General features: G+C 23.7%; 15 protein-coding genes. 6 read left to right on the top strand and 9 right to left on the bottom strand.

The features are described from left to right. Positions 1-78 precede the first annotated feature (78 nt). Positions 79-1,116 (bottom strand): ornithine carbamoyltransferase, encoded by a 1,038-nt coding sequence (gene argF, locus D9V63_RS01855; protein ID WP_158368875.1) that lies wholly within the window; start codon positions 1,114-1,116, stop codon positions 79-81. A gap of 201 nt (positions 1,117-1,317) precedes the next feature. On the opposite strand from argF, the gene D9V63_RS01850 reads away from it, so the two are divergent. From D9V63_RS01850 to D9V63_RS01840, 3 genes are all read left to right on the top strand, one after another. Continuing rightward, positions 1,318-2,811 (top strand): leucyl aminopeptidase, encoded by a 1,494-nt coding sequence (locus D9V63_RS01850; RefSeq protein WP_158368873.1) that lies wholly within the window; start codon positions 1,318-1,320, stop codon positions 2,809-2,811. Positions 2,812-2,878: 67 nt separating this feature from the next. After that, entirely contained in the window at positions 2,879-5,758 is a 2,880-nt protein-coding gene (locus tag D9V63_RS01845) for a valine--tRNA ligase (RefSeq protein ID WP_158368871.1), read from the top strand. Positions 5,759-5,811: 53 nt separating this feature from the next. Then, entirely contained in the window at positions 5,812-6,750 is a 939-nt protein-coding gene (locus D9V63_RS01840; protein WP_158368869.1) for a rhodanese-related sulfurtransferase, read from the top strand. Positions 6,751-6,786: 36 nt separating this feature from the next. Here D9V63_RS01840 and D9V63_RS01835 read toward each other — a convergent pair whose 3' ends face one another. From D9V63_RS01835 to pyrD, 3 genes are all read right to left on the bottom strand, one after another. Further along, the gene (locus D9V63_RS01835) at positions 6,787-8,559 is read right to left on the bottom strand and encodes an ATP-binding cassette domain-containing protein (protein ID WP_158368867.1); all 1,773 of its coding nucleotides are present in this window, start codon (positions 8,557-8,559) and stop codon (positions 6,787-6,789) included. A gap of 21 nt (positions 8,560-8,580) precedes the next feature. Next, positions 8,581-10,674, bottom strand: a complete 2,094-nt coding sequence (gene rlmKL, locus D9V63_RS01830; RefSeq protein WP_158368865.1) for a bifunctional 23S rRNA (guanine(2069)-N(7))-methyltransferase RlmK/23S rRNA (guanine(2445)-N(2))-methyltransferase RlmL — start codon at positions 10,672-10,674, stop codon at positions 8,581-8,583. 68 nt (positions 10,675-10,742) lie between these two features. Then, on the bottom strand, positions 10,743-11,747 hold the full coding sequence (gene pyrD / locus D9V63_RS01825) for a quinone-dependent dihydroorotate dehydrogenase (RefSeq protein WP_158368862.1): 1,005 nt from the start codon (positions 11,745-11,747) through the stop codon (positions 10,743-10,745). A 266-nt stretch (positions 11,748-12,013) separates the two neighbouring features. Between pyrD and pncB the strand changes: the two genes are divergently transcribed. From pncB to D9V63_RS01810, 3 genes are all read left to right on the top strand, one after another. After that, entirely contained in the window at positions 12,014-13,216 is a 1,203-nt protein-coding gene (gene pncB / locus D9V63_RS01820; protein WP_158368860.1) for a nicotinate phosphoribosyltransferase, read from the top strand. 69 nt (positions 13,217-13,285) lie between these two features. Next, on the top strand, positions 13,286-14,686 hold the full coding sequence (asnS, locus tag D9V63_RS01815; RefSeq protein WP_158368859.1) for an asparagine--tRNA ligase: 1,401 nt from the start codon (positions 13,286-13,288) through the stop codon (positions 14,684-14,686). Positions 14,687-14,759: 73 nt separating this feature from the next. After that, complete coding sequence (locus D9V63_RS01810; RefSeq protein WP_158368857.1) at positions 14,760-15,869, top strand: porin; 1,110 nt, start codon at positions 14,760-14,762, stop codon at positions 15,867-15,869. A gap of 753 nt (positions 15,870-16,622) precedes the next feature. Here the strand turns inward: D9V63_RS01810 and D9V63_RS01805 are convergent. The 5 genes from D9V63_RS01805 to tmk all read right to left on the bottom strand — a co-directional run bounded on the left by D9V63_RS01805 (position 16,623) and on the right by tmk (position 20,973). Further along, positions 16,623-16,967, bottom strand: coding sequence for a histidine triad nucleotide-binding protein (locus D9V63_RS01805; protein ID WP_158368855.1), 345 nt, complete (start codon positions 16,965-16,967; stop codon positions 16,623-16,625). Between the two features lie 81 nt (positions 16,968-17,048). Next, entirely contained in the window at positions 17,049-18,485 is a 1,437-nt protein-coding gene (gene ptsG / locus D9V63_RS01800) for a PTS glucose transporter subunit IIBC (protein WP_158368853.1), read from the bottom strand. 57 nt (positions 18,486-18,542) lie between these two features. Next, on the bottom strand, positions 18,543-19,316 hold the full coding sequence (locus tag D9V63_RS01795) for a YchF/TatD family DNA exonuclease (protein WP_158368851.1): 774 nt from the start codon (positions 19,314-19,316) through the stop codon (positions 18,543-18,545). 41 nt (positions 19,317-19,357) lie between these two features. Next, positions 19,358-20,362, bottom strand: a complete 1,005-nt coding sequence (locus D9V63_RS01790) for a DNA polymerase III subunit delta' C-terminal domain-containing protein (RefSeq protein WP_261979534.1) — start codon at positions 20,360-20,362, stop codon at positions 19,358-19,360. Next, positions 20,338-20,973 carry a dTMP kinase gene (gene tmk / locus D9V63_RS01785; protein WP_158368849.1) on the bottom strand — a complete coding sequence of 212 codons (636 nt, stop codon included), beginning with the start codon at positions 20,971-20,973 and terminating at the stop codon, positions 20,338-20,340. Before tmk ends, D9V63_RS01790 begins: the two co-directional genes overlap by 25 nt. Positions 20,974-20,997: the final 24 nt, after the last annotated feature.

The following is a 20,997-nucleotide window of genomic DNA, read 5'->3' as shown; positions in this document are numbered from 1 at the left end:
CTAAATTCCTTGATTATAGAAAAAAAGTAGTTAGTGTTATTTTTTATAAAAAGATGAGAAACAATAATAAATAATTTTTTATAAATCATATATTTGTGTTTTAAAACCAATATCTTGAATAAGAGTAGATATGAGAATAGCTTTTATAGTATGTAATCTATTTTCTGCTTGCTCAAAAATAATATCTTTATTTTTTTGAAAAATACTATCTGTAATTTCTACTCCATCTTCTAAATAATATTCTTTTAACATCGATGCAACTATAGTATTTTTTTGGTCGTGTAGCGCAGGAAGGCAATGTAATACTTTTATAAAAGGATTATCAGTTAGATCTATCATGTTTTGATTGACTTGGTAATTTTTTAATAATGCTATTCTTTCTTTCCATATTTTTTCTGGTTCTCCCATAGATACCCAAACATCTGTATAAATAAAATCTACATTTTTTACACCTTCTTTTATATTTTCAGTACATATTATTTTGCTTTTATTTTTTTTTGCTTTTTCTTGACATACATTTAAAATATTTTTTTCAGGCCAATACTTTTTAGGAGAAACTAAACGGAGATCTATTCCTAAAATTGATGAAGCTTCTAACAAGGTATTTGCTATATTATTATGTGAGTCACCGACATATGCGCATTTGATTTCAAAAAATGATTTTTTTGGAAAAATTTCTTTCATTGTTAATAAATCTGCTATTATTTGTGTAGGATGAAATTTTTCAGTTAATCCATTCCATACGGGAACACTAGAGTATTTTGCTAAAATTTCTATTACTTTATGATTATGACCTCGATATTCAATTCCATCATATAAACGGCTAAGAACTCTTGCTGTATCTTCAATTGATTCTTTTGTACCAAGATGAGTACTTCCTGGTCCAAGATAAGTAACATGCGCGCCTTGATCAAATGCAGCAATTTCAAATGAACATCTTGTACGAGTTGATTCTTTTTCAAAAATTAAAGCAATATTTTTTTTTTTCAATAACTGAATTTCTTGATTATTTTTTTTTATTTTTTTTAGTTTTTCAGATAGTGTGATAATATTTTCTAATTCTATATCAGAAAAGTCTAATAATCTTAAAAAATCACGTTGATAAAGATAATTCATAGTTTAAGTTCTCTTAAAATTAGATGAAAATTTATATATAACAATTAAAATTATAAATAAAAATAATAAAAAATATTAAACGATTTAAATTTTTAATACTATTATAGTATATAATATTTTATTGTTTTTTTTGCTTAATTAAATTATTTATAATCATTTATATATTATAAACTTTAAAAAATAAAATTATAGAGATATATTATGAAATTTTTTTTAAAACACTTTGATTTAAATGCAGCAAAAACAGATTGTATAATTATTGGTGTTTTTAAATTTTGCGAATTAACAAGTTCTGCACGTATTTTAGATGCACAAAGTAACGGCTATATCACTCAATTAGTTCAGCAAGGAGATATCGATGGTGAAATAGGAACATATTTATTATTGTATGATGTTCCAAATGTTACATCTAAGAGAATATTACTAGTAGGGTGTGGAGAAAAAAATAATTTCAGTTTGTGCTTTTTAACTAAAATTATGAAAAATACTATTCAGATATTAAATAAAAGTTCTATTCAACATGTGATTTTTGCTTTAACTGAATTAAGTTCTCATAAAGATCAAATATATTGGTTTATTCGAAAAATAATTAGTGATATTCAAAAAGAAGTTTTTAAAATACATACATTTTTTAAAAAAGATATTTACTTAAATTACATTGCATTTAATATAAATAACAACTGTTTTTTATCAGCTCAAATCGCTTTAAAACATTCTATAGCTATTAATTTAGGATTAACTGCTGCAAAGAAATTAAGTAATTTACCTCCTAATATTTGTAATCCGCTATATTTATCTTTACAAGCAGAAAAATTATCTGAAAAATACAAAGATCATATTAAAGTAAAAACTATTGATATGAATAAAATGAAAAGTTTAGGTATGTATGCGTATTTAGCAGTGGGTAATGGTTCAAAAAATAAACCATATATGTCAGTTATTCAATATAATAAAACAAATATTTTTAATAAAAAAATTATTGTACTAATAGGAAAAGGATTAACATTTGATTCTGGAGGTATTTCTATAAAACCATCCCAGAAGATGCATGAAATGAAATATGATATGTGTGGTGCAGCTGCTGTTTATGGGACGTTAATTATGGCTGCAGAATTAAATCTACCTTTAAATATTATTGGAGTTTTAGCTGGATGTGAAAATATGCCAGGAGGAAGTTCTTTTAGACCTGGCGATGTTTTAACTACTATGTCTGGTAAAACAGTAGAAGTGTTAAATACAGATGCTGAAGGACGTTTAGTTTTATGTGATGTTTTGAAATATATAGAACGTTTTTCACCTGACATAGTTATTGATGTTGCTACATTGACTGGAGCTTGTGTTGTAGCATTGGGGCATTATGCTACTGGTTTATTTTCAAATAATAAAGATTTATTGAATGATTTAAAAAAAGCTGCTCAACAAACAGATGATAAAGTTTGGCAATTACCTTTATTGAAAGAATATGAAAAAGATATAAATTCTAATATAGCTGATTTTTCTAATGTTGGAAATCAAGGAGCTGGAGCAATCACAGCCGCTTCTTTTTTATCTCAATTTGCAAAAAAATATTCTTGGGCACATTTAGACATCGCTGGTACTGCTTGGGAATCTGGTAAAAATAAAGGATCAACTGGACGTCCTGTTGAGTTATTATCTCAATTTTTATTAAATATATCAAACTTAACTAAATATTAAATAATAATTTAAATATTTTACACTGGATTAAAAAATTACTTTTTTAATAGAAAAACGACTAAATAAAATGGAAAAAACTTATAACCCTAAAGACATTGAAGAATCTTTGTATAATTTTTGGGAAAAAAATGGATATTTTAAACCTAGTAACGATTTAACTCAATCATCGTTTTGTATTATGATGCCACCTCCTAATATTACTGGAAATTTACACATGGGGCATGCATTTCAACAAACTATTATGGATATATTAATTCGTTACAATAGAATGCAAGGAAAAAATACATTATGGCAAGTTGGGACAGACCATGCTGGAATAGCAACGCAAGTTTTAGTTGAACGTCAAATATATCGTACAGAACGTAAAACTAAAAAAGATTATAATAGAGATGATTTTATTCAAAAAATATGGTCATGGAAAAATAAATATAATTTAATTGTTACAAAACAAATGCGACGTTTAGGTAATTCTGTGGATTGGGATCGTGAAAAATTTACTTTAGATCCTGATATTTGTAATTCTGTTAAAGAAGCTTTTATTATTTTCTATAAAAATAATTTAATATATCAAAAAAAAAGATTAGTACATTGGGATTCGATATTAGAAACAGTTATTTCAGATTTAGAAGTAGAGCATCGTTTAATAAAAAGTAAAAAATGGTTTATTCGATATCCTATTTTTTTAAACTCAAAAAAAAATAATAATAAGATCCAATACTTAACAGTTTCTACAACTAGACCTGAAACACTACTAGGTGATACAGCTTTAGCTGTGAATCCAAAAGATAAAAATTATAATCAGTTCATTGGTCAATTTGTTGTATGTCCGTTAGTTAATAGAATTATACCTATTATCGGAGATAAATATGCGGATATAACAAAAGGAACAGGTTGTGTAAAAATTACACCTGCACATGACTTTAATGATTATAAAGTTGGATTACGCCATAAGTTACCAATGATTAATATTTTTACATTTAATGGAAAAATTAAAAATAATTTTGATATTTATGATTATAAAGGTCAGATATCTGATACATATAGTGCATTGGTACCAATTAAATTTCAAAATTTAGATATTATCGCTGCAAGAATAGAAGTTATTAAGGAAATAAAAAAAATCGGACTTTTAGAAAAAGTAGAAGAATGTGAGATTCTTACACCTCATAGTGATAGAAGTGGTGTAATTATTCAGCCTATGCTAACTAATCAATGGTATTTAAAAACATCAAAATTAGCTAATTTAGCTATTTCTGCAGTTAAAGAAAAAAAAATTAATTTTATTCCATCACAATATGAAACTATGTATTTATCTTGGATGAATAATATTGAAGACTGGTGTATTTCACGTCAATTATGGTGGGGGCATCGTATTCCAGTTTGGTATGATTGTAAAAAAAATATATATGTTGGACATAATGAAAGTGAAATAAGAAAAAATTACAATATATTACATAATATACAATTAACTCAAGATGAAGATGTTTTAGATACTTGGTTTTCTTCTGGATTGTGGACTTTTTCTACATTAGGTTGGCCTAAAAAAACAAAATTTTTAAATATTTTTCATTCAACTGATGTATTAATTAGTGGTTTTGATATTATTTTTTTCTGGATTGCTAGAATGATTATGCTAACTATGTATCTTGTTAAAGATAATTTTGGTATATCTCAGGTACCTTTTAAAAATGTTTACATTACCGGTTTAATACGTGATGAAGAAGGTCAAAAAATGTCAAAGTCGAAAGGAAATGTTATTGATCCTTTAGATATGATAGATGGTATTTCATTAGATAATTTAATTAAAAAAAGAACAAATAATTTATTACAACCACAATTATCCGAGAAAATTAAAGCACGTACTATAAATCAATTTCCTAATGGAATTAGCCCAACAGGTACAGATGCATTACGTTTTACGTTTTGTGCTCTGGCTTCTAATACACGTGATATTAAATGGGATATGAGTCGATTGAAAGGATATCGAAACTTTTGTAATAAACTTTGGAATGCTAGTCGATTTGTTTTAATCAATACAAAAAATCATCATTTTTCCGAGTTGAAAATAAATAATAATATGCTTTTTATAAATAAATGGATTTTAATAGAGTTTAATAATGTAATAAAATTATATAGAAATTCATTAGATAGCTATCGATTTGATATTTCAGCAAATATTTTATATGATTTTACTTGGAATACTTTTTGTGATTGGTATTTAGAATTTGTAAAATTAATTATAAAATTTAATCCGTCTAAAGATGTGTATTCCACTAAAAATGTTTTAGTTGATATTTTAGAGCGACTTTTGAAATTGTTACATCCAATTATTCCTTTTATTACTGAAACTATTTGGCAACGTATCAAAATAATTAAAAATATTAAAGAAAAAACAATTATGCTTCAGCCTTTTCCAAAATATAATAATTTGTTTTTTAATAAAACAATTTTATTACATATGGATTGGATAAAAAAAGTAATAATTTTTTTAAGAAATATTAGGTCTGAAATGAATATTGGTTCCAAAAAATTGTTATCTTTATTTTTAAAAAATGTTTCTTTTGATCGAGAAAAAATTATTCAAGAAAATTTTTTATTATTAAAAAACATAGCTTATTTAGAAAAAATTGAAATTGTTTCTATAAAATATAAAGAACCTTTATTATCTATAAAAAAAATAATTGATAAAGTAGAAATTTTTATTCCTATGCTTGAAATAATAGATAAAAAAATAGAATTAAAAAGATTGAGTAAAGAAATAAATAAGATAAAATTAAAAATTATAGCTACAGAAGAAAGAACTTTAAATAAAAATTTTTTACGTTGCGCTCCTCAACATATTATAAAAAAAGAACAAGAAAAATTAAAAAATTTACATCAAATATATTCAAAATTATCTCATAAAATAAAAATTTTTAACAATTTATTTTATAAAAGTGAAAAATAATTACTCTTTTAATTAAATACGATATTTATTTTGAAAAAAATTGTAGGTTGATCATGCTAACTTTGCATAATAATAACAATAAAAAAAAATTAAAAAATGATATGTTTTTAAAAAATGAACCTCGTTTAATTCTTTCATTTTATAAGTATTTTCATATTAAAACACCGAAAGATTTTAGGGATAAAATATATAAAAATTTTGTACAATATAATATATTAGGTAGAGTTTACATCGCTCATGAAGGTATAAATGCTCAAATTAGTATTCCTATTTACATGTATTCGAGTTTTAAAAGATTTTTATATCAGTTTGACCTACAATTAAATAATTTACGTATTAATAAAACATTTAATTTTAATAATATACATGCATTTTGGCTTCTTTCTGTAAAAGTTAAAAAGAATATTGTAAACGATGGCATTAAAAATCCTTTATTTAAATTTCAAAATGTTGGAGTATATATTAATGCAAAAAAAGTTAATTTAATGTTGCACGATAAAGAAACAATATTTGTTGATATGAGAAATTCCTATGAATATAAAATAGGTCGATTTCCTAATGCTTTAGAAATTAAAAGTAATACTTTTCGAGAACAGTTAACAAATGTAATCAAAATTATGAGTTATGCTAAAAACAAAAGTATAGTAATGTATTGTACAGGTGGAATTCGTTGTGAAAAAGCAACATCTTGGATGATCTTCAATGGTTTTAAGAATGTTTATCATATAGAAGGCGGAATTATTGGATATGTAAATCAAGCAAAAAAAATTGGATTACCTATTTTATTTAAAGGTAGTAATTTTGTATTTGATAATCGTATGCGTGAAAAAATATCAGAAGATGTTTTATCTTTTTGTAAGCAATGTAATAAACCTTCAGATAATTATGTCAATTGTACTTTTGATTTATGTCATTCATTGTTTATTCAATGTCATAATTGCGCAATTAATTTTAAGAATTGTTGTTCTTTTAATTGTATGCAACATATATAATATTTTATGAAGATAAATAATATATTTAATTATATATTATCTATCTAAGTTTCTGATATTTTTTTCTAAATTTTCCCAGCATATTATTTTTTGTTTTAGTTTCTTTTCTTCGGAATTTAGTTCTTTTAATAGAGGCAATTTATTAACAATATTTTTTTTAAAAAATTTAGGTTCGTTTATTTCATCTTGCAAAATTTTAATGTTTTTTTCTATGTTTTCAATTTGATATAATATTTTTTCTATTGCTTTCTTTAGTGTACTTTTATTTGGTAATTTTAATTTTTTATTTAAATTATATATATTTTTTTTGGTTTTATTTTTATTAATTGCTTGTTCTGTTAATTCATTATAGATACCTAAATGTGTAGTAATTAATCCATTTCCTTTAAATAACCAATATTTGTTTACCGTATTTTGAATAAAATTTCTATCATGGCTTACTATTAAAACAGTTCCAGAATATTGAATAATAATTTTTTCTAATAATTTTAATGTATCTAAATCTAAATCATTTGTAGGTTCATCGAAAATTAATATATTATTTTCCTTTAAAAATAATTTGGCTAAAAGCAGCCTGTTGCATTCTCCTCCAGATAAAGTTTTTACTAATCGTTTTAACTCATTTGGTTGAAATAAAAATTTTTTTAAATAGCCTATTAAATATTGTTCTTTTCCATGAATTAAAATTTTATTTTGTCCTTCATTTACATTATCTAAAATAGATTTTTGAGAGTTTAATATTGATCGATTTTGATCAAAATATGCTATTTTTAGTTTCTGACCTGAATAAAAATATCCTGTTTGAATTTTATTTTCTCCTGTAAGTATTTTTATCATAGTGCTTTTGCCAGAACCATTTTTACCAATTAATCCTATTTTATCACCATACTGTATTACTGAAGAAAAATTTTTAATAATAGTTTTATTTGCTATACAAAAATTTATGTTTTTTAAATTAAACATAATTTTTCCAGCATAATCTTGGGTTTCGTTAACTTGAATATTTTGAAATTTTTCTATTTTTTTATAATTTTCATTTTCTTTTCTTAATTTTTCTAAATTTTTCACTCTACCTTCATTTCTTGTGCTACGTGCTTTAATTCCTTTTTTAATCCAAATTTCTTCTTTTTCTAATTTTTGATCAAATAATTTTTTTTGAATTTTTTCAATATGATAATTTTTTTGTTTTAATGTAATAAAATTTTTATAATCTCCTGGGAAAGACATTAACTTTCCTCGATCAAGATCAACAATTCTTGTGCATATATTATGAATAAAACATCTATCATGTGATATGAATATAATACTTCCAGAAAATTTTTTTAAAAAATTTTCTAGCCATTGAATTGTATTCATATCTAAATGATTAGTAGGTTCATCAAGTAACAATATATCAGGTTGATTTACTAAGGCAGCGCCTAACGCAACTTTTCTTAAAAATCCACCAGATAATTCTGAAAGTAAAGTATCTTTTTTACATTCTAATGCATCAATTATTTTTTCTATTTTTATTGTTTCATTGGTGTAAATTTTTTTAAATTTTTTTTTAATAAATTCAAAAATAGAAATATTTAAATCATTTAAATTATTTTGTGATAAATATGATATATTAATATTTTTTCTATATACAACAAAACCTTTATCTAAGTCTTGTTTTTTATTAATTACTTTCAACAAAGTTGATTTTCCAGCGCCGTTTTTACCAGTCAAACAAACGCGTTCGTTTTTGTTTAAATAAAAAGAAGCGTTTTTCAGTATTTCTAAATTACTAAATGATAAAGAAGCATCTTGCATGCTAATTAAATTCATAGTTTTCTCATTTAAAATTTTTTATATATGTTTTATTAACCAGGAGTAATACTTTTTGTTAAAACAATCTTTTGATTGAACTGAATTAGTGATGTTTTTAACATGCAGTTTTATTTTATTAATTTCATTAAAATTTAGTTTAAAATTATTTGTAGAACTTGAAAAAATAATGTAACCATTTTTTCGTAGATTTTTTTTTAAACTATTTAGTAAATTAAGATAATCTTTTTTTAATTCAAAAAATTTTTTCATTTTTTTTGAATTTGAAAAAGTTGGTGGATTAATAAATATTAAATCAAATTTTTGATAATTTGACTCAATCCACTCTAAACAATTTGATTGAATAAAAGAATGTTGCTTACCAATTAAATTATTAATTGACATATTTTTTATAGACCATTTTATGTATGTATTAGATATATCTACAGTAGTTGTACTTTTAGCACCTCCTAGTCCTGCATAAACACTTGCGCTACCAGTATATGCAAATAAATTTAAAAAATCTTTATTATGAGACATTGTACTTATTAGTTTTCTTGTGCATCGATGTTCTAAAAATATCCCAGTATCTAAATAATCAAATAAATTTATTAATAATTTGACATGATATTCTTGAATTATAAAAAATTTTTTACTATTAAAAAGCTTTTGATATTGTAATTTATATTTTTGTTTTTTTCTTGTCTTAAATACTATATTATTAATTGGAATAGATAGTATTTCTTTAGTGCAATAAATAGCATAACATAGTCTTTTGTAAGAATAATGTATATTTATTTTTTTCGGCGCTTGATACTCTTGAATTACTAACCAATTTTTATAAATATCTACAATAATATTATAATTAGGTATATCTCTATCATATATACGGAAACATTCTATTTGCTTTAAGTCATTCCATTTTTTTAATTTTTGAATATTTTTTTTTAATCTATTTTCATATTCTTTATTTTCTTGATTTAGTATCTCTGAAAATATTTTATAATTTTTTAAAAAGCAATTTAATGGACCATTCTTAAAAAATAATTCTTCATAAGCTTGCATTTGTAAAAAATTTGATAAAAATTTTGATGCAGTAAATATTGATAGTTTCCAATTTTTAAAATGTTTTTTAAATATAAATCCCATTTGAACATATAATGCTACTAGTGAGTTTTCAGTGTGCTCTCTTTCTCCATATGGTGGATTGCTTAATAATGTTCCTATTTCCTTATTTTTATATGGATTAGTAAGGTTATTTAAATTAGATGTTGAAAATTGAATAATTTCTAGTACATTGGCATTAAATGCATTTTCTTTTGCTTGTTTTATAATTGTATTGTTATAATCGTATCCTATAAACAAATTTTTATTACATTTTTTTATTCTTATTTTAAATTTTGTATTTGCTTCGTTAAGAATCTTATTCCATAAAAAACTATTGTATCCTTTCCAAAATTTAAAGCTCCATTTATCTCTTTTGAGTCCTGGCGCTCTATCAGAGTAAATCATTGCTGCTTCAATTAACAACGTTCCAGAACCGCACATGGGATCTATTAAAGGAATATTTTTTGTCCACGTCGAACTTAATACAATTGCTGCACCTAAGTTTTCTTTTATCGGTGTTATATGAGAAAATTTTCGATAACATCTTTGATGTAAAGAATTACCACATAAATCTAACATAATATTTATTTTATTTTTAATTAATAACGCTTTAATGCGAATATTAGGATTAATAAGGTCAATATTAGGGCGCATGGAATATTTTTTGTAAAATTGATCCACAATTGCATCTTTTATAGTTAATGATCCAAATAAACTATTTTTAATAATATTATTTTGTCCTTTAAATTTTACCAAAAATGTATTATGCAAATATAAAATTTTATCCCAATTAATTTGAGCAATATTACTATATAAATCGCTTTTGCTATTAATAATAAAATTTTTAATACATAGATAAATTCTAGAAGCAATTCGACTCCATATTAAACTTCGATATAATAATAAATCTTCACCCTCATAATAAATACCTCCTTTAATAATATGTAAGTTTTTTGCTCCTAAAAAAATAAGTTCATTTTCTAATAATTTTTCACATCCTAAATTTGTACTAGCATATAAATAGTTCATTATCTTTTTTGTTTCTTTATAGTATAAATTATTTTTAAAAAATATAATTTTTTTAAATATAAAATATTTTATAATTTTTTAATTATATTTCTAATAAGTTTTGGACCATGATATATTAGTCCAGAATATATTTGTATTAATTCAGCTCCTAATTTAATTTTTTTTTTTGCTGAATGTAAAGAATTAATTCCTCCAACTCCAATTATAGGAATTTTTCTTTTGAGTTGCTTGTGAAGTATTGACACTACATCATTACTCTTTTTTTGTAAAGGTAGACCACTTAGCCCTCCTTTAATTTTTTTTTTGTTTTTTTTGTATAAATGATCTGAAGTTGTATTTGTTGCGATCACTGCATCTATTTTAAATTTAATTAATTGGTTAGAAATATAAATTATTTCATTTTTTGATAAATCTGGTGAAATTTTAATAGCTATTGGTACATATTTAGAATATTTTTGATGCATTTCTTTTTGTTTTATTTTAATATTTTTTAGTAAATTTTTAAATAATATTCCATATTGTAAATTTCTTAGATTTTTTGTATTAGGAGAAGAAATGTTAATAGCTATATAACTAGCATAATAATATATTTTTTCTATACATATTAAATAATCATTTGTTGCATTTTTAATAGAAGTATTTTTATTTTTTCCTATATTTACCCCAATTATGCCTTTAAATTTTGATTTTTTAATATTATAAATAAGATTATCTATACCAAGATTATTAAATCCCATATTATTAATAATTGCTTCCGATTGAAATATTCGAAACATTCTTGGTTTTTGGTTGCCTATTTGAGGTAATGGCGTAACTGTTCCTAGTTCAATAAAACCAAACCCTAATTTAGAAAAAAAATTTATATATTCTCCATTTTTATCCATTCCAGCAGCTAAACCAACTTTATTAGGAAATTTTAATCCCATACATTTAATAGGAATTGATGGAATAGGTTTTAAAAATAAACCTATTAATATTTGTATATACTTCACATTAAGATATTTGAATACTAATGTATGTGACTTTTCAGGATCTATTAAAAATAAAAGTTTACGTATTAAATAGTAAAACATTATAATTCCTTTTTAATTATTACATAAGATATGTGTTTTTAACTATTTTTTATTGATATTGAAAAAAATTATAATTGTTTTATTATAATTCTAATAAACATTAAAAATTTGACATGATTATTAAATTATAATAGAACAGATATTTTTTCAAAATTGATAACTTTTTAATTTATGTTATATTTTTATATGAATTTATACATAATTTGATATTAAAGATTATATAGTAATTATCGTAATATAAAAAAGCACTATAAAATAGATATACTATGAAAAAATATAATTATCCAATAGTAAAAACATTGCTAGACACTGATGCATATAAACTTCATATGCAGCAAGCTGTATTTTTTTATTATAAAAATGTTAATGTTGTTGCAGAATTTATTTGTAGAGGTCCTAATATTCTAGGGTCTTATTCACATGTTTTATTGGATCAAATTAATATGATGGAGTCTTTATCTCTGAGTAATGAAGAATATCTATATATGAATTCTTTTCCATTCTTTAAAAAAGAATATTTACATTGGTTAAAAAATTTTCGTTATAATATTACACAAGTCAAAGTAAATAATTATTATGGTCAATTACATATTCGAATTACTGGATTATGGAAAGAAGTAATTTTATGGGAAGTTCCTATTTTGTCTTTAATTAGCGAAATTTTTCATAAAAATCATTATCCTAAAGTCACACCAGATATTGCAGTAGATTACTTAAACGTAAAGTTAAAAAAATTTTTTAATTATACTAAAAATTTGGATCTATCTCGTTTGAAAATTATTGATTTTGGGACAAGACGTAGGTTTTCATATGATGTACAATATTCTATTATTAAAAGATTAAAAAAACAATTTCCTTTTTTAGTTGGATCTAGTAATTATCATATCTCTCGTATTTTAAAATTATCCCCAGTAGGAACTCAAGCACATGAATGGTTTCAAGCACATCAGCAAATTAGTTCTAATTTAAAACATAGTCAATCTTTAGCTTTAAAAATATGGTTATGTCAATATAATAATCATTTAGGTATTGCTTTAACAGATTGTATTACTATGGATGCTTTTTTACGTGACTTTAATTTATCTTTATCGAAATCATATCAAGGAATGAGGCATGATTCAGGTGATCCAATACAATGGGCTGAAAAAGCTTTAAAGCATTATACAAATTTGGGTATCGATCCCTCTACTAAAACATTGTTATTTTCAGATAATTTAAATTTTAAGAAAATTATAACTTTATATAGAAAATTTGATAAGAAAATTAATATTATATTTGGTATTGGAACCAAATTAACTTGTGATATTCCACATGTAAAACCGCTAAATATTGTAATTAAATTAGTTAAATGTAATGGAAAACCAGTGGCAAAAATATCTGATAGCCCTGGTAAAATGTTTTGTTTAGATCAAGAATTTATGAAATCTTTATTTAAAGCATTTAATTTACCTTTAAAAAATATAAAATAATATTAGTAATTTTGATTAAACTTATTTCTATAGCTATTCTTTAAGAAATAAGGTATAAGGGAAAAAATTATGAATACAGTATCAATATCAAAAATATATCAAAATGATATTATGTTAAATGATTTAATTACTGTATGTGGATGGGTTCGAAGTCGTAGAAGTTCAAAATCTGGGTTTTCTTTTATTACAGTTTATGATGGCTCTTGTTTTCATTCTATACAAGTTATTGCTAAGAATATTTTATGTAATTATTATAAAGAAATACTTCGTTTAACTATTGGGTGTTCTGTGTTAATTAAAGGCAATCTTGCTTTATCTTTAGGAGGTAAACAAAAATATGAGATCACAGCTATAGAAATTCAAGTATTAGGATGGGTTGAAAATCCAGATACTTATCCTATTTCTGCTAAAAAACATAGTTTAGAATATTTGAGAGAAGTAGCACATTTACGTAGTAGGACAAATTTAATTGGGGTTATAGTAAGAATTCGGAACCATGTATTTCAATTATTACATAAATTTTTACATAATAAAGGTTATTATTGGATTCCGACACCTATCATCACTAGTTTTAATGCTGAAGGCGCTGGAGAAATGTTTAATGTTTCAACATTAAACATGAAAAATATTCCTAAAAGAGATAATGGTTCCGTTGATTTTAAAAAAGATTTTTTTGGAAAAGAATCTTTTTTAACTGTTTCGGGACAACTTAATTTAGAAACATATGCTTGTTCTTTATCTAAAGTATATACTTTTGGACCAACTTTCAGAGCTGAAAACTCAAATACTATTCGTCATTTAGCGGAATTTTGGATGTTAGAAATTGAATCGTCTTTTTTAAATTTAGATGAGATATCTCAATTTTCAGAAGAAATGTTAAAATATGTTTGTAAGTCTGTTTTAAAAAACTGTATTACAGATATTAAATTTCTTAAAAATTATATTGATAGTGATATAATTAATCGTCTTCAAAAGTTTATATCATTAGATTTTATACGTATAAAATATATTGAAGCGATAAATATTTTAATAAATTCTCAAAATAAATTTGATAAAATTGTTTGTGCAGGGATTGATCTAAATTCTGAACATGAACGTTTTCTTGTTGAGAAGCACTTTAAAAGACCTGTAATAATAACTGATTATCCTAAAGAATTAAAAGCATTTTATATGAGATTAAATGACGATAAAAAAACTGTTGCAGCTATGGATCTTTTAGTGCCGTCTATTGGTGAATTAATAGGTGGTTCTCAACGTGAAGAACGTATTTCAGTTTTAGATTTACGTTTATTGGAATTAGGGCTCAAAAAAGAAGAGTATTGGTGGTATCGAGATCTGAGACGCTATGGTACTGTTCAACATTCAGGTTTTGGTATGGGATTTGAGCGATTTGTTTCTTATATTACTGGGGTTTCGAATATAAGAGATATAATTCCATTCCCACGTACTGTTAAAAACTCTCATTTTTAAATAAATTTTATATCAAATTATTTTTATAATTGTTTAATTTATATTACATTTACTAATAAGGTAATTTAAAAGTATGAACAAAAAAAAATCTTTATCAATCTTAATACCGATATTATTTGCCACTAGCAGCGCAGTGCAAGCTGCAGAAGTTTTCAATAAAAATGGTAATAAATTAGAATTGTATGGAATGATAAATCCTAATCATGAATTTTCTAATAGTTTTTTATCTACTAAAATTACTTCCAAAGAAGATAATACAAACGCTGTTTTAGGTTTATCAGGAAAAATTAATATTACTAATAAACTTTCTAGTTATGCTAAAATTGAATATAAAACTGATTTTTTTATGCCTGAAGAATTAATGAATCAGCAACAACCCAGTACTATACGTTTAGGATATGCTGGATTAAAATATGGTAATCTAGGATCCATAGATTATGGTAGAAATTATGGTGTTATTCATGATGTAGAGTCTTTAACTAATCATGCTCCATACATTACGAATGATAGTGTTTTTGCATATAATGATAATTACATGGTAGGTAGAAATAGTAGTTTGTTAACTTATAGAAATGATAATTTTTTTGGTTTAGTTGATGGTGTTAGTTTTGCGTTGCAATATCAAGATGAAACTAAAAATAGACAGCCAAATCAAAAAAATAATTCAGGTTGGGGTGCATCTTTAAAATACGAAAGTGATTCAGGATTAACTGCTATTGGATCTTGTTTTACATCTAAAAGAACTCACTCTTCAACAAATAATAAAAGTTTAACACATGAATCTGTCAACTCATATGGATTGGGTTTTAAATATGATGCTAATAATGTATATGTTGCTGCTTTCTATGGTGCTGCAAGAAATTTAACACCTCACGATGTGCGTGGTAGTAGTTATATCAATGAAACACAAAATATTGAAGCAATTGCGGAATATACTTTTAAATCTGGATTTCGTCCTTCTTTAAGTTATTTAGATTCTAAAGGTTATAATATGCATGGTTCTGGAAAAAGTGAATTAGGTTTAGCGAAACAAATTAATATTTCAACTCGTTATGCATTTAATAAAAATATTTCAACTTATATGAATTATAAAATTAATTTATTAAAAGAAAATAATTTTATTAAAACAAATAAAATTTCTACAGATAATATTATTGGTGCTGGATTAGTTTATCAATTTTAACTGTTATATTAAGTAATTTTTTAATTAAATTTTTTAAAAAATTTTTCGTATTAATAATTAATAATTAGAACTTTCTACTGATTTATAATAAGTAAAATATATTTTTAAATACTGAATATATGTTTTATACCATGTATTTCAGTAGAAAGATCTACTTTATTAAATATTACAATAATGATATGCAATCAATATATGTTTTAAAAAATAAAAATTTTTTTTGAAATATGATTTTTCCTGTTTTTATCAGTATTAATTGAATCGTTAACAATAATCATTGATTGTTACTAGAAATACTACTTATCAAGGTAGTTATGTTGGCTTATTATTTTTTGAACTATTGATATTATAGTATTCGTATTTAAAACTTGATTTTTTAGATAACCCTATTTTTTTGTTTTTATTAATTTAATTATTATCAATAATATGACATACATTGATTTTTTAAAAATTTTTTTATAGCATTTATTAATTTTTTATTTTCTAAAAAAATATTGCTTTTATTTTTTAAAATATTAATGTACAACGATATTTTTTTAGAAAAAAGATACTTTTTATTGTGAGATATTTCTAAAATAATACTTTTTACAACATTTTTAAAGTTTAGAAAAAAAATTTGTATTTTCTTCAGTGCTATTTATTTTTTAAAAAACTTTTTACTTTTTAAAAAAGTGAACAGCTATTTGTAAAAAATAAAATAATTAAATAAAATACTACATTTTCATTCAAATTATTACCTTTTAAAAAAATTATATTTTAATATAATGTTTTTAGTTTAGTTCCACCTAATAAATGCATATGGAAATAATTAATTTCTTGTCCCCCATTTTTATTGCAATTAATAACTATCTTATATCCATCTTCACTAATATTTTTTTGTTTAGCAATTTTAACTGCAATATAAAACATATGTGCAATAATATTTTTATTTTTTTTATTTATATCATTTGCTGTTTTTATTAAATAGTTTGGCACAATTAATATATGTATAGGAGCTTTTGGATGTATATCGTCAAAAGCGGTTACTATATTATCTTGATATAGTATATTTGACGCAATTTCTTTTTTTATAATTTTTTGAAAAATTAAATCATTATTCATAATAAAATATTCTTATTTAAATATGTTTTGCATAAAAAATACTAGTTATTGGGCGAGTGAAGCGTTACTCACCCCCTTTTTTTATCTATTTTTTATATATTCATCCATCGCTGTTTTAATGTTTTCAGATCTAGTTCCAAAAACAGCTTGTATTCCTGATCCTGATACTACTACTCCTGCTGCTCCTAGATCTTTTAAAGCAACTGTATTTACTTTGGATGATTCTAATACTGTGATTCGTAATCTAGTAATACATGCGTCTAAATTTTTAATATTTTCTTTTCCCCCTAAAGCATTAATAATATAAGGTGCTATCTCAATATTGTTTTTTATAACAGTATTATTACTATGATATTCTCTTCCCGGAGTTTTCAAGTTAAATGTAATGATTAAGAAATAAAATATAATATAATATAAAGTACCATACAAAATACCAACAACTGGAAAAAGAAACAATTTACTGCTATGTCCACTTAGTACTATAAAATCTATAAATCCGTGAGAAAAACTAGTTCCTGCGCGCATATCCAACAAAATACATAATGGAAAAGATAAACCTGCTAAAAAAGCATGAATAACATATAGTATTGGGGCAACTAATATAAATGAAAATTCAATTGGTTCTGTAATTCCAGTTAAAAAAGCCGTTAATGCAGCAGAAACCATAATGCTACCTATTTTCTTTTTATTTTCTTTTTTTGCTGCATGCCAAATTGCTAAAGCAGCGCCAGGAAGGCCATACATCTTAAAAATAAATCCTCCTGATAAATTTCCAGCAGTAGCATCTCCAGCTATATATCTTGCAATGTCACCGTGAAATACTTGTCCAATAGAATTAGTATACTCTCCAATTTGCATTTGAAATGGAACATTCCATATATGATGCAAGCCAAATGGTACTAGTGCTCTTTCTACCAAACCATATAAAGAAAAAGCAAAAATTGGGTTTTGATAGGCAGCCCATTGAGAGAATATTTGAATTTTTTTAGCAATTGATGGCCAAATAAAAGATAATATTAATCCTATAAATATCGCAGACAAACCTGAAATGATAGGAACAAATCTTTTTCCCGCAAAAAACCCTAAATATTCAGGTAATTGAATTTTATAAAATTTATTAAACATATATGCAGAAATTCCTCCTGCTATAATACCTCCTAATATTCCTATATCAGAAAAATTGTTATTTTTTATTGCATCAATATTTTCATGTAATATAGTATTGGATCCAACTACAGATAAAGTCTTAATTAAAATACTATATGCAACTACCGCGGCTAATGCTGCTACGCCATCATTATTACTAAAACCTAAAGCGACTCCAATTGCAAAAATTAATGGCATATTTGAAAAAACAGACCCTCCTGTTTGTGCCATAATTTCAGAAATAGTATCTGGTATTAAACTAAAATGAGCTGATCCTATACCAAGTAATATTCCTGCTATTGGTAATACTGAAACAGGTAACATAAGTGATTTGCCAATTTTTTGAAGGCTTGAAAATATATTTTTAAACATATTAAAAACTCCTAAGCATATATAAAATATAAAATTAATTAAATAATATATTTTATTTTAAAATCTAAATAATGTATAAAAATTATTTTTTATAATTTCAGCAAATTTCTCTAAATGTATTGCTTTTATTAAACAAATATATTTTGCTATATCAATTAAATACGCCGGTTGATTTTCTTTTCCTCTATATGGAATGGGTGATAAGTATGGAGAATCCGTTTCGATTAGTAAATTTTTTAATGGTATTTGCTTTAATGTATTTCGTAATTCAATTGAATTTTTAAAAGTAATAATTCCAGAAAAAGAAATATAAAATCCTAGATCTAATAATTTAAATGCTGTTTCTTGATTTTCAGTGAATGAATGTACAATACCTCCGCATTTCTCTGCATGTTCTTCTTTTAATATTTTTATTGTATCGTTTATAGCATTTCTTGTATGTACTATAATAGGTTTATTTAATTTTATTGCAATTTGTATATGTTTCCGAAAAAAATATTGTTGTATTTTTTTTGTTTCATATGAGTAATAATAATCTAAACCTGTCTCACCTAATGCGATAACACGATTATTCTTTGATAGTGATTCTAATTTATTAAAATTGTTTATTTCCTCTTGACAATGTAAAGGATGTACACCGCAGGAATAAAAAATGAAATTATATTCATCAAATAATTTTTTTATATTATAAAAATTATTAATAGAAGTAGATATTGTTAAAAATTTTTTTACGTAGTTTTTATTTGACTTTTTTAACATATCTTCTATATTTTTATGTAATGAATGATAATTTAATTGATCAAGATGACAATGAGAGTCAATTAAAAACATAATTTTATCTCTTTCATTTAAAAATTATATAGAAATTAAAATTAAACAATAAAACTTAAAATTTTTTCCCATTTAAGCAACTGTTCTAATAATAATAATTCGTTATTAATACCAGGTATATTTAACAATCTATATCTACATTTATTCCATGTATAAATACTTTTATTTAAAGTAGAATAATTATAATTATGGGAAAAAAATTGAATTAATTCTAGTTCATCAAAATTAGTTAATTTTTTTTTTTGATTAAAATATAGTTGTATAGCATCAAATAACAATAGACAAATCCAATCTATTTTTATTAAAGTATTATTTATAGATAAGATTGGTAATATTTTTAGTAGATTTTGATTTTTAATAGATTTGAAAAAACATAAAAATAAATTTTTTCTTTCTTCCCAAAGACCGTTATTAATAAATTTTTTAGCAGATATTGGTGAGCCTTGATTGATACGTAATGAAATTAAATTCAATTTTTTATTCAATAAATTTTGATTTTTTAACCAATGTAAACTCTTTTTTTCCCGTGGAGGAAATAGTTGATATATCAAACAACGACTATGTAGTGTAGAATTTACTGTTATATTGCTATAATCTATTAAAAAAAACCAAGTGTTTTCTGGTGGTTCTTCCAAGGTTTTTAATAATGCATTTTTTGCAGATTCTGTTAATTTTTTAATATTTGATAAAAATATTATTTTATTTTTTCCTTGTTTTGGATATTTAAATGTTTTTTCATTAATTTCTCGAATATGATCAACAGTAATCATTTCATTTTTATTTTTAATATAATGATGCCAGTCTGGATGGTTCCCAGATGACATTAATTCGCAACTATGACATTTTTTACAATATTTAATTCCATCTTTTTGATTACATAACAACCATTTGCTAACTTTCCAAACTAATTTGTATACTCCTAATCCTTTTATAGTTTTTATTAAAAATGCATGATGTGTTTTTTTAATTTGATGCTGTTTGATAATTATTTTATATGGATTTATTAGCCAAGGATAGCATTTCATGTGGACTGTTTTTGAAGCCATTTTAATAGTTGTTTTTTAATATTTTGATTAACATTTTTAATATCTAAATTAGCATCAATTTTAATAACTTTTTTATCGAATTTGACATTATTTAAATAACTTTTTCTTGTTTTTTTAAAAAATTTTAAAGATCGATTTTCTATTCTATCTAGTGTATTTCGTTTGAATGCTCTCTTTAAACCAATTTCAGGTGTTACATCTAAATATAATGTTAAATCAGGGATAAAATCTTTTAATAATAAATTTTTTAATTGATTAATCATATTTTCACTAATACCTAATCCTCCTCCTTGATAAGCTAATGAAGACAAGTCATGACGATCTGAAATAACCCAGTCTCCTCTTTTTAATGCAGGTTTTATAATTGTTTCAACTAGCTGCATTCTTGCTGCGTATATTAATAATAGCTCTGTTTTTTTTGTAATTTTTTCAGTATAATATGTTTTAATGATTTTTCTTATTTCTTCTGAAACAGGCGTACTACCTGGTTGGCGAACTAATATAACATTTTTAATATTATGTTTTTTTAGAATTTTTTTTACATAAGTACATGCGTGTGTTTTTCCTGCGCCTTCCAATCCTTCAATGACAATAAATTTATTTTTTATCATTATTTTTAAGATATCTAATATAAA

It is taken from the genome of Buchnera aphidicola (Aphis nasturtii), from assembly GCF_005083345.1.
GTDB lineage: Bacteria > Pseudomonadota > Gammaproteobacteria > Enterobacterales > Enterobacteriaceae > Buchnera > Buchnera aphidicola_R.
Note: the sequence above shows the minus strand (reverse complement) of the source record. Positions and strands in the feature narration are given on the sequence as shown.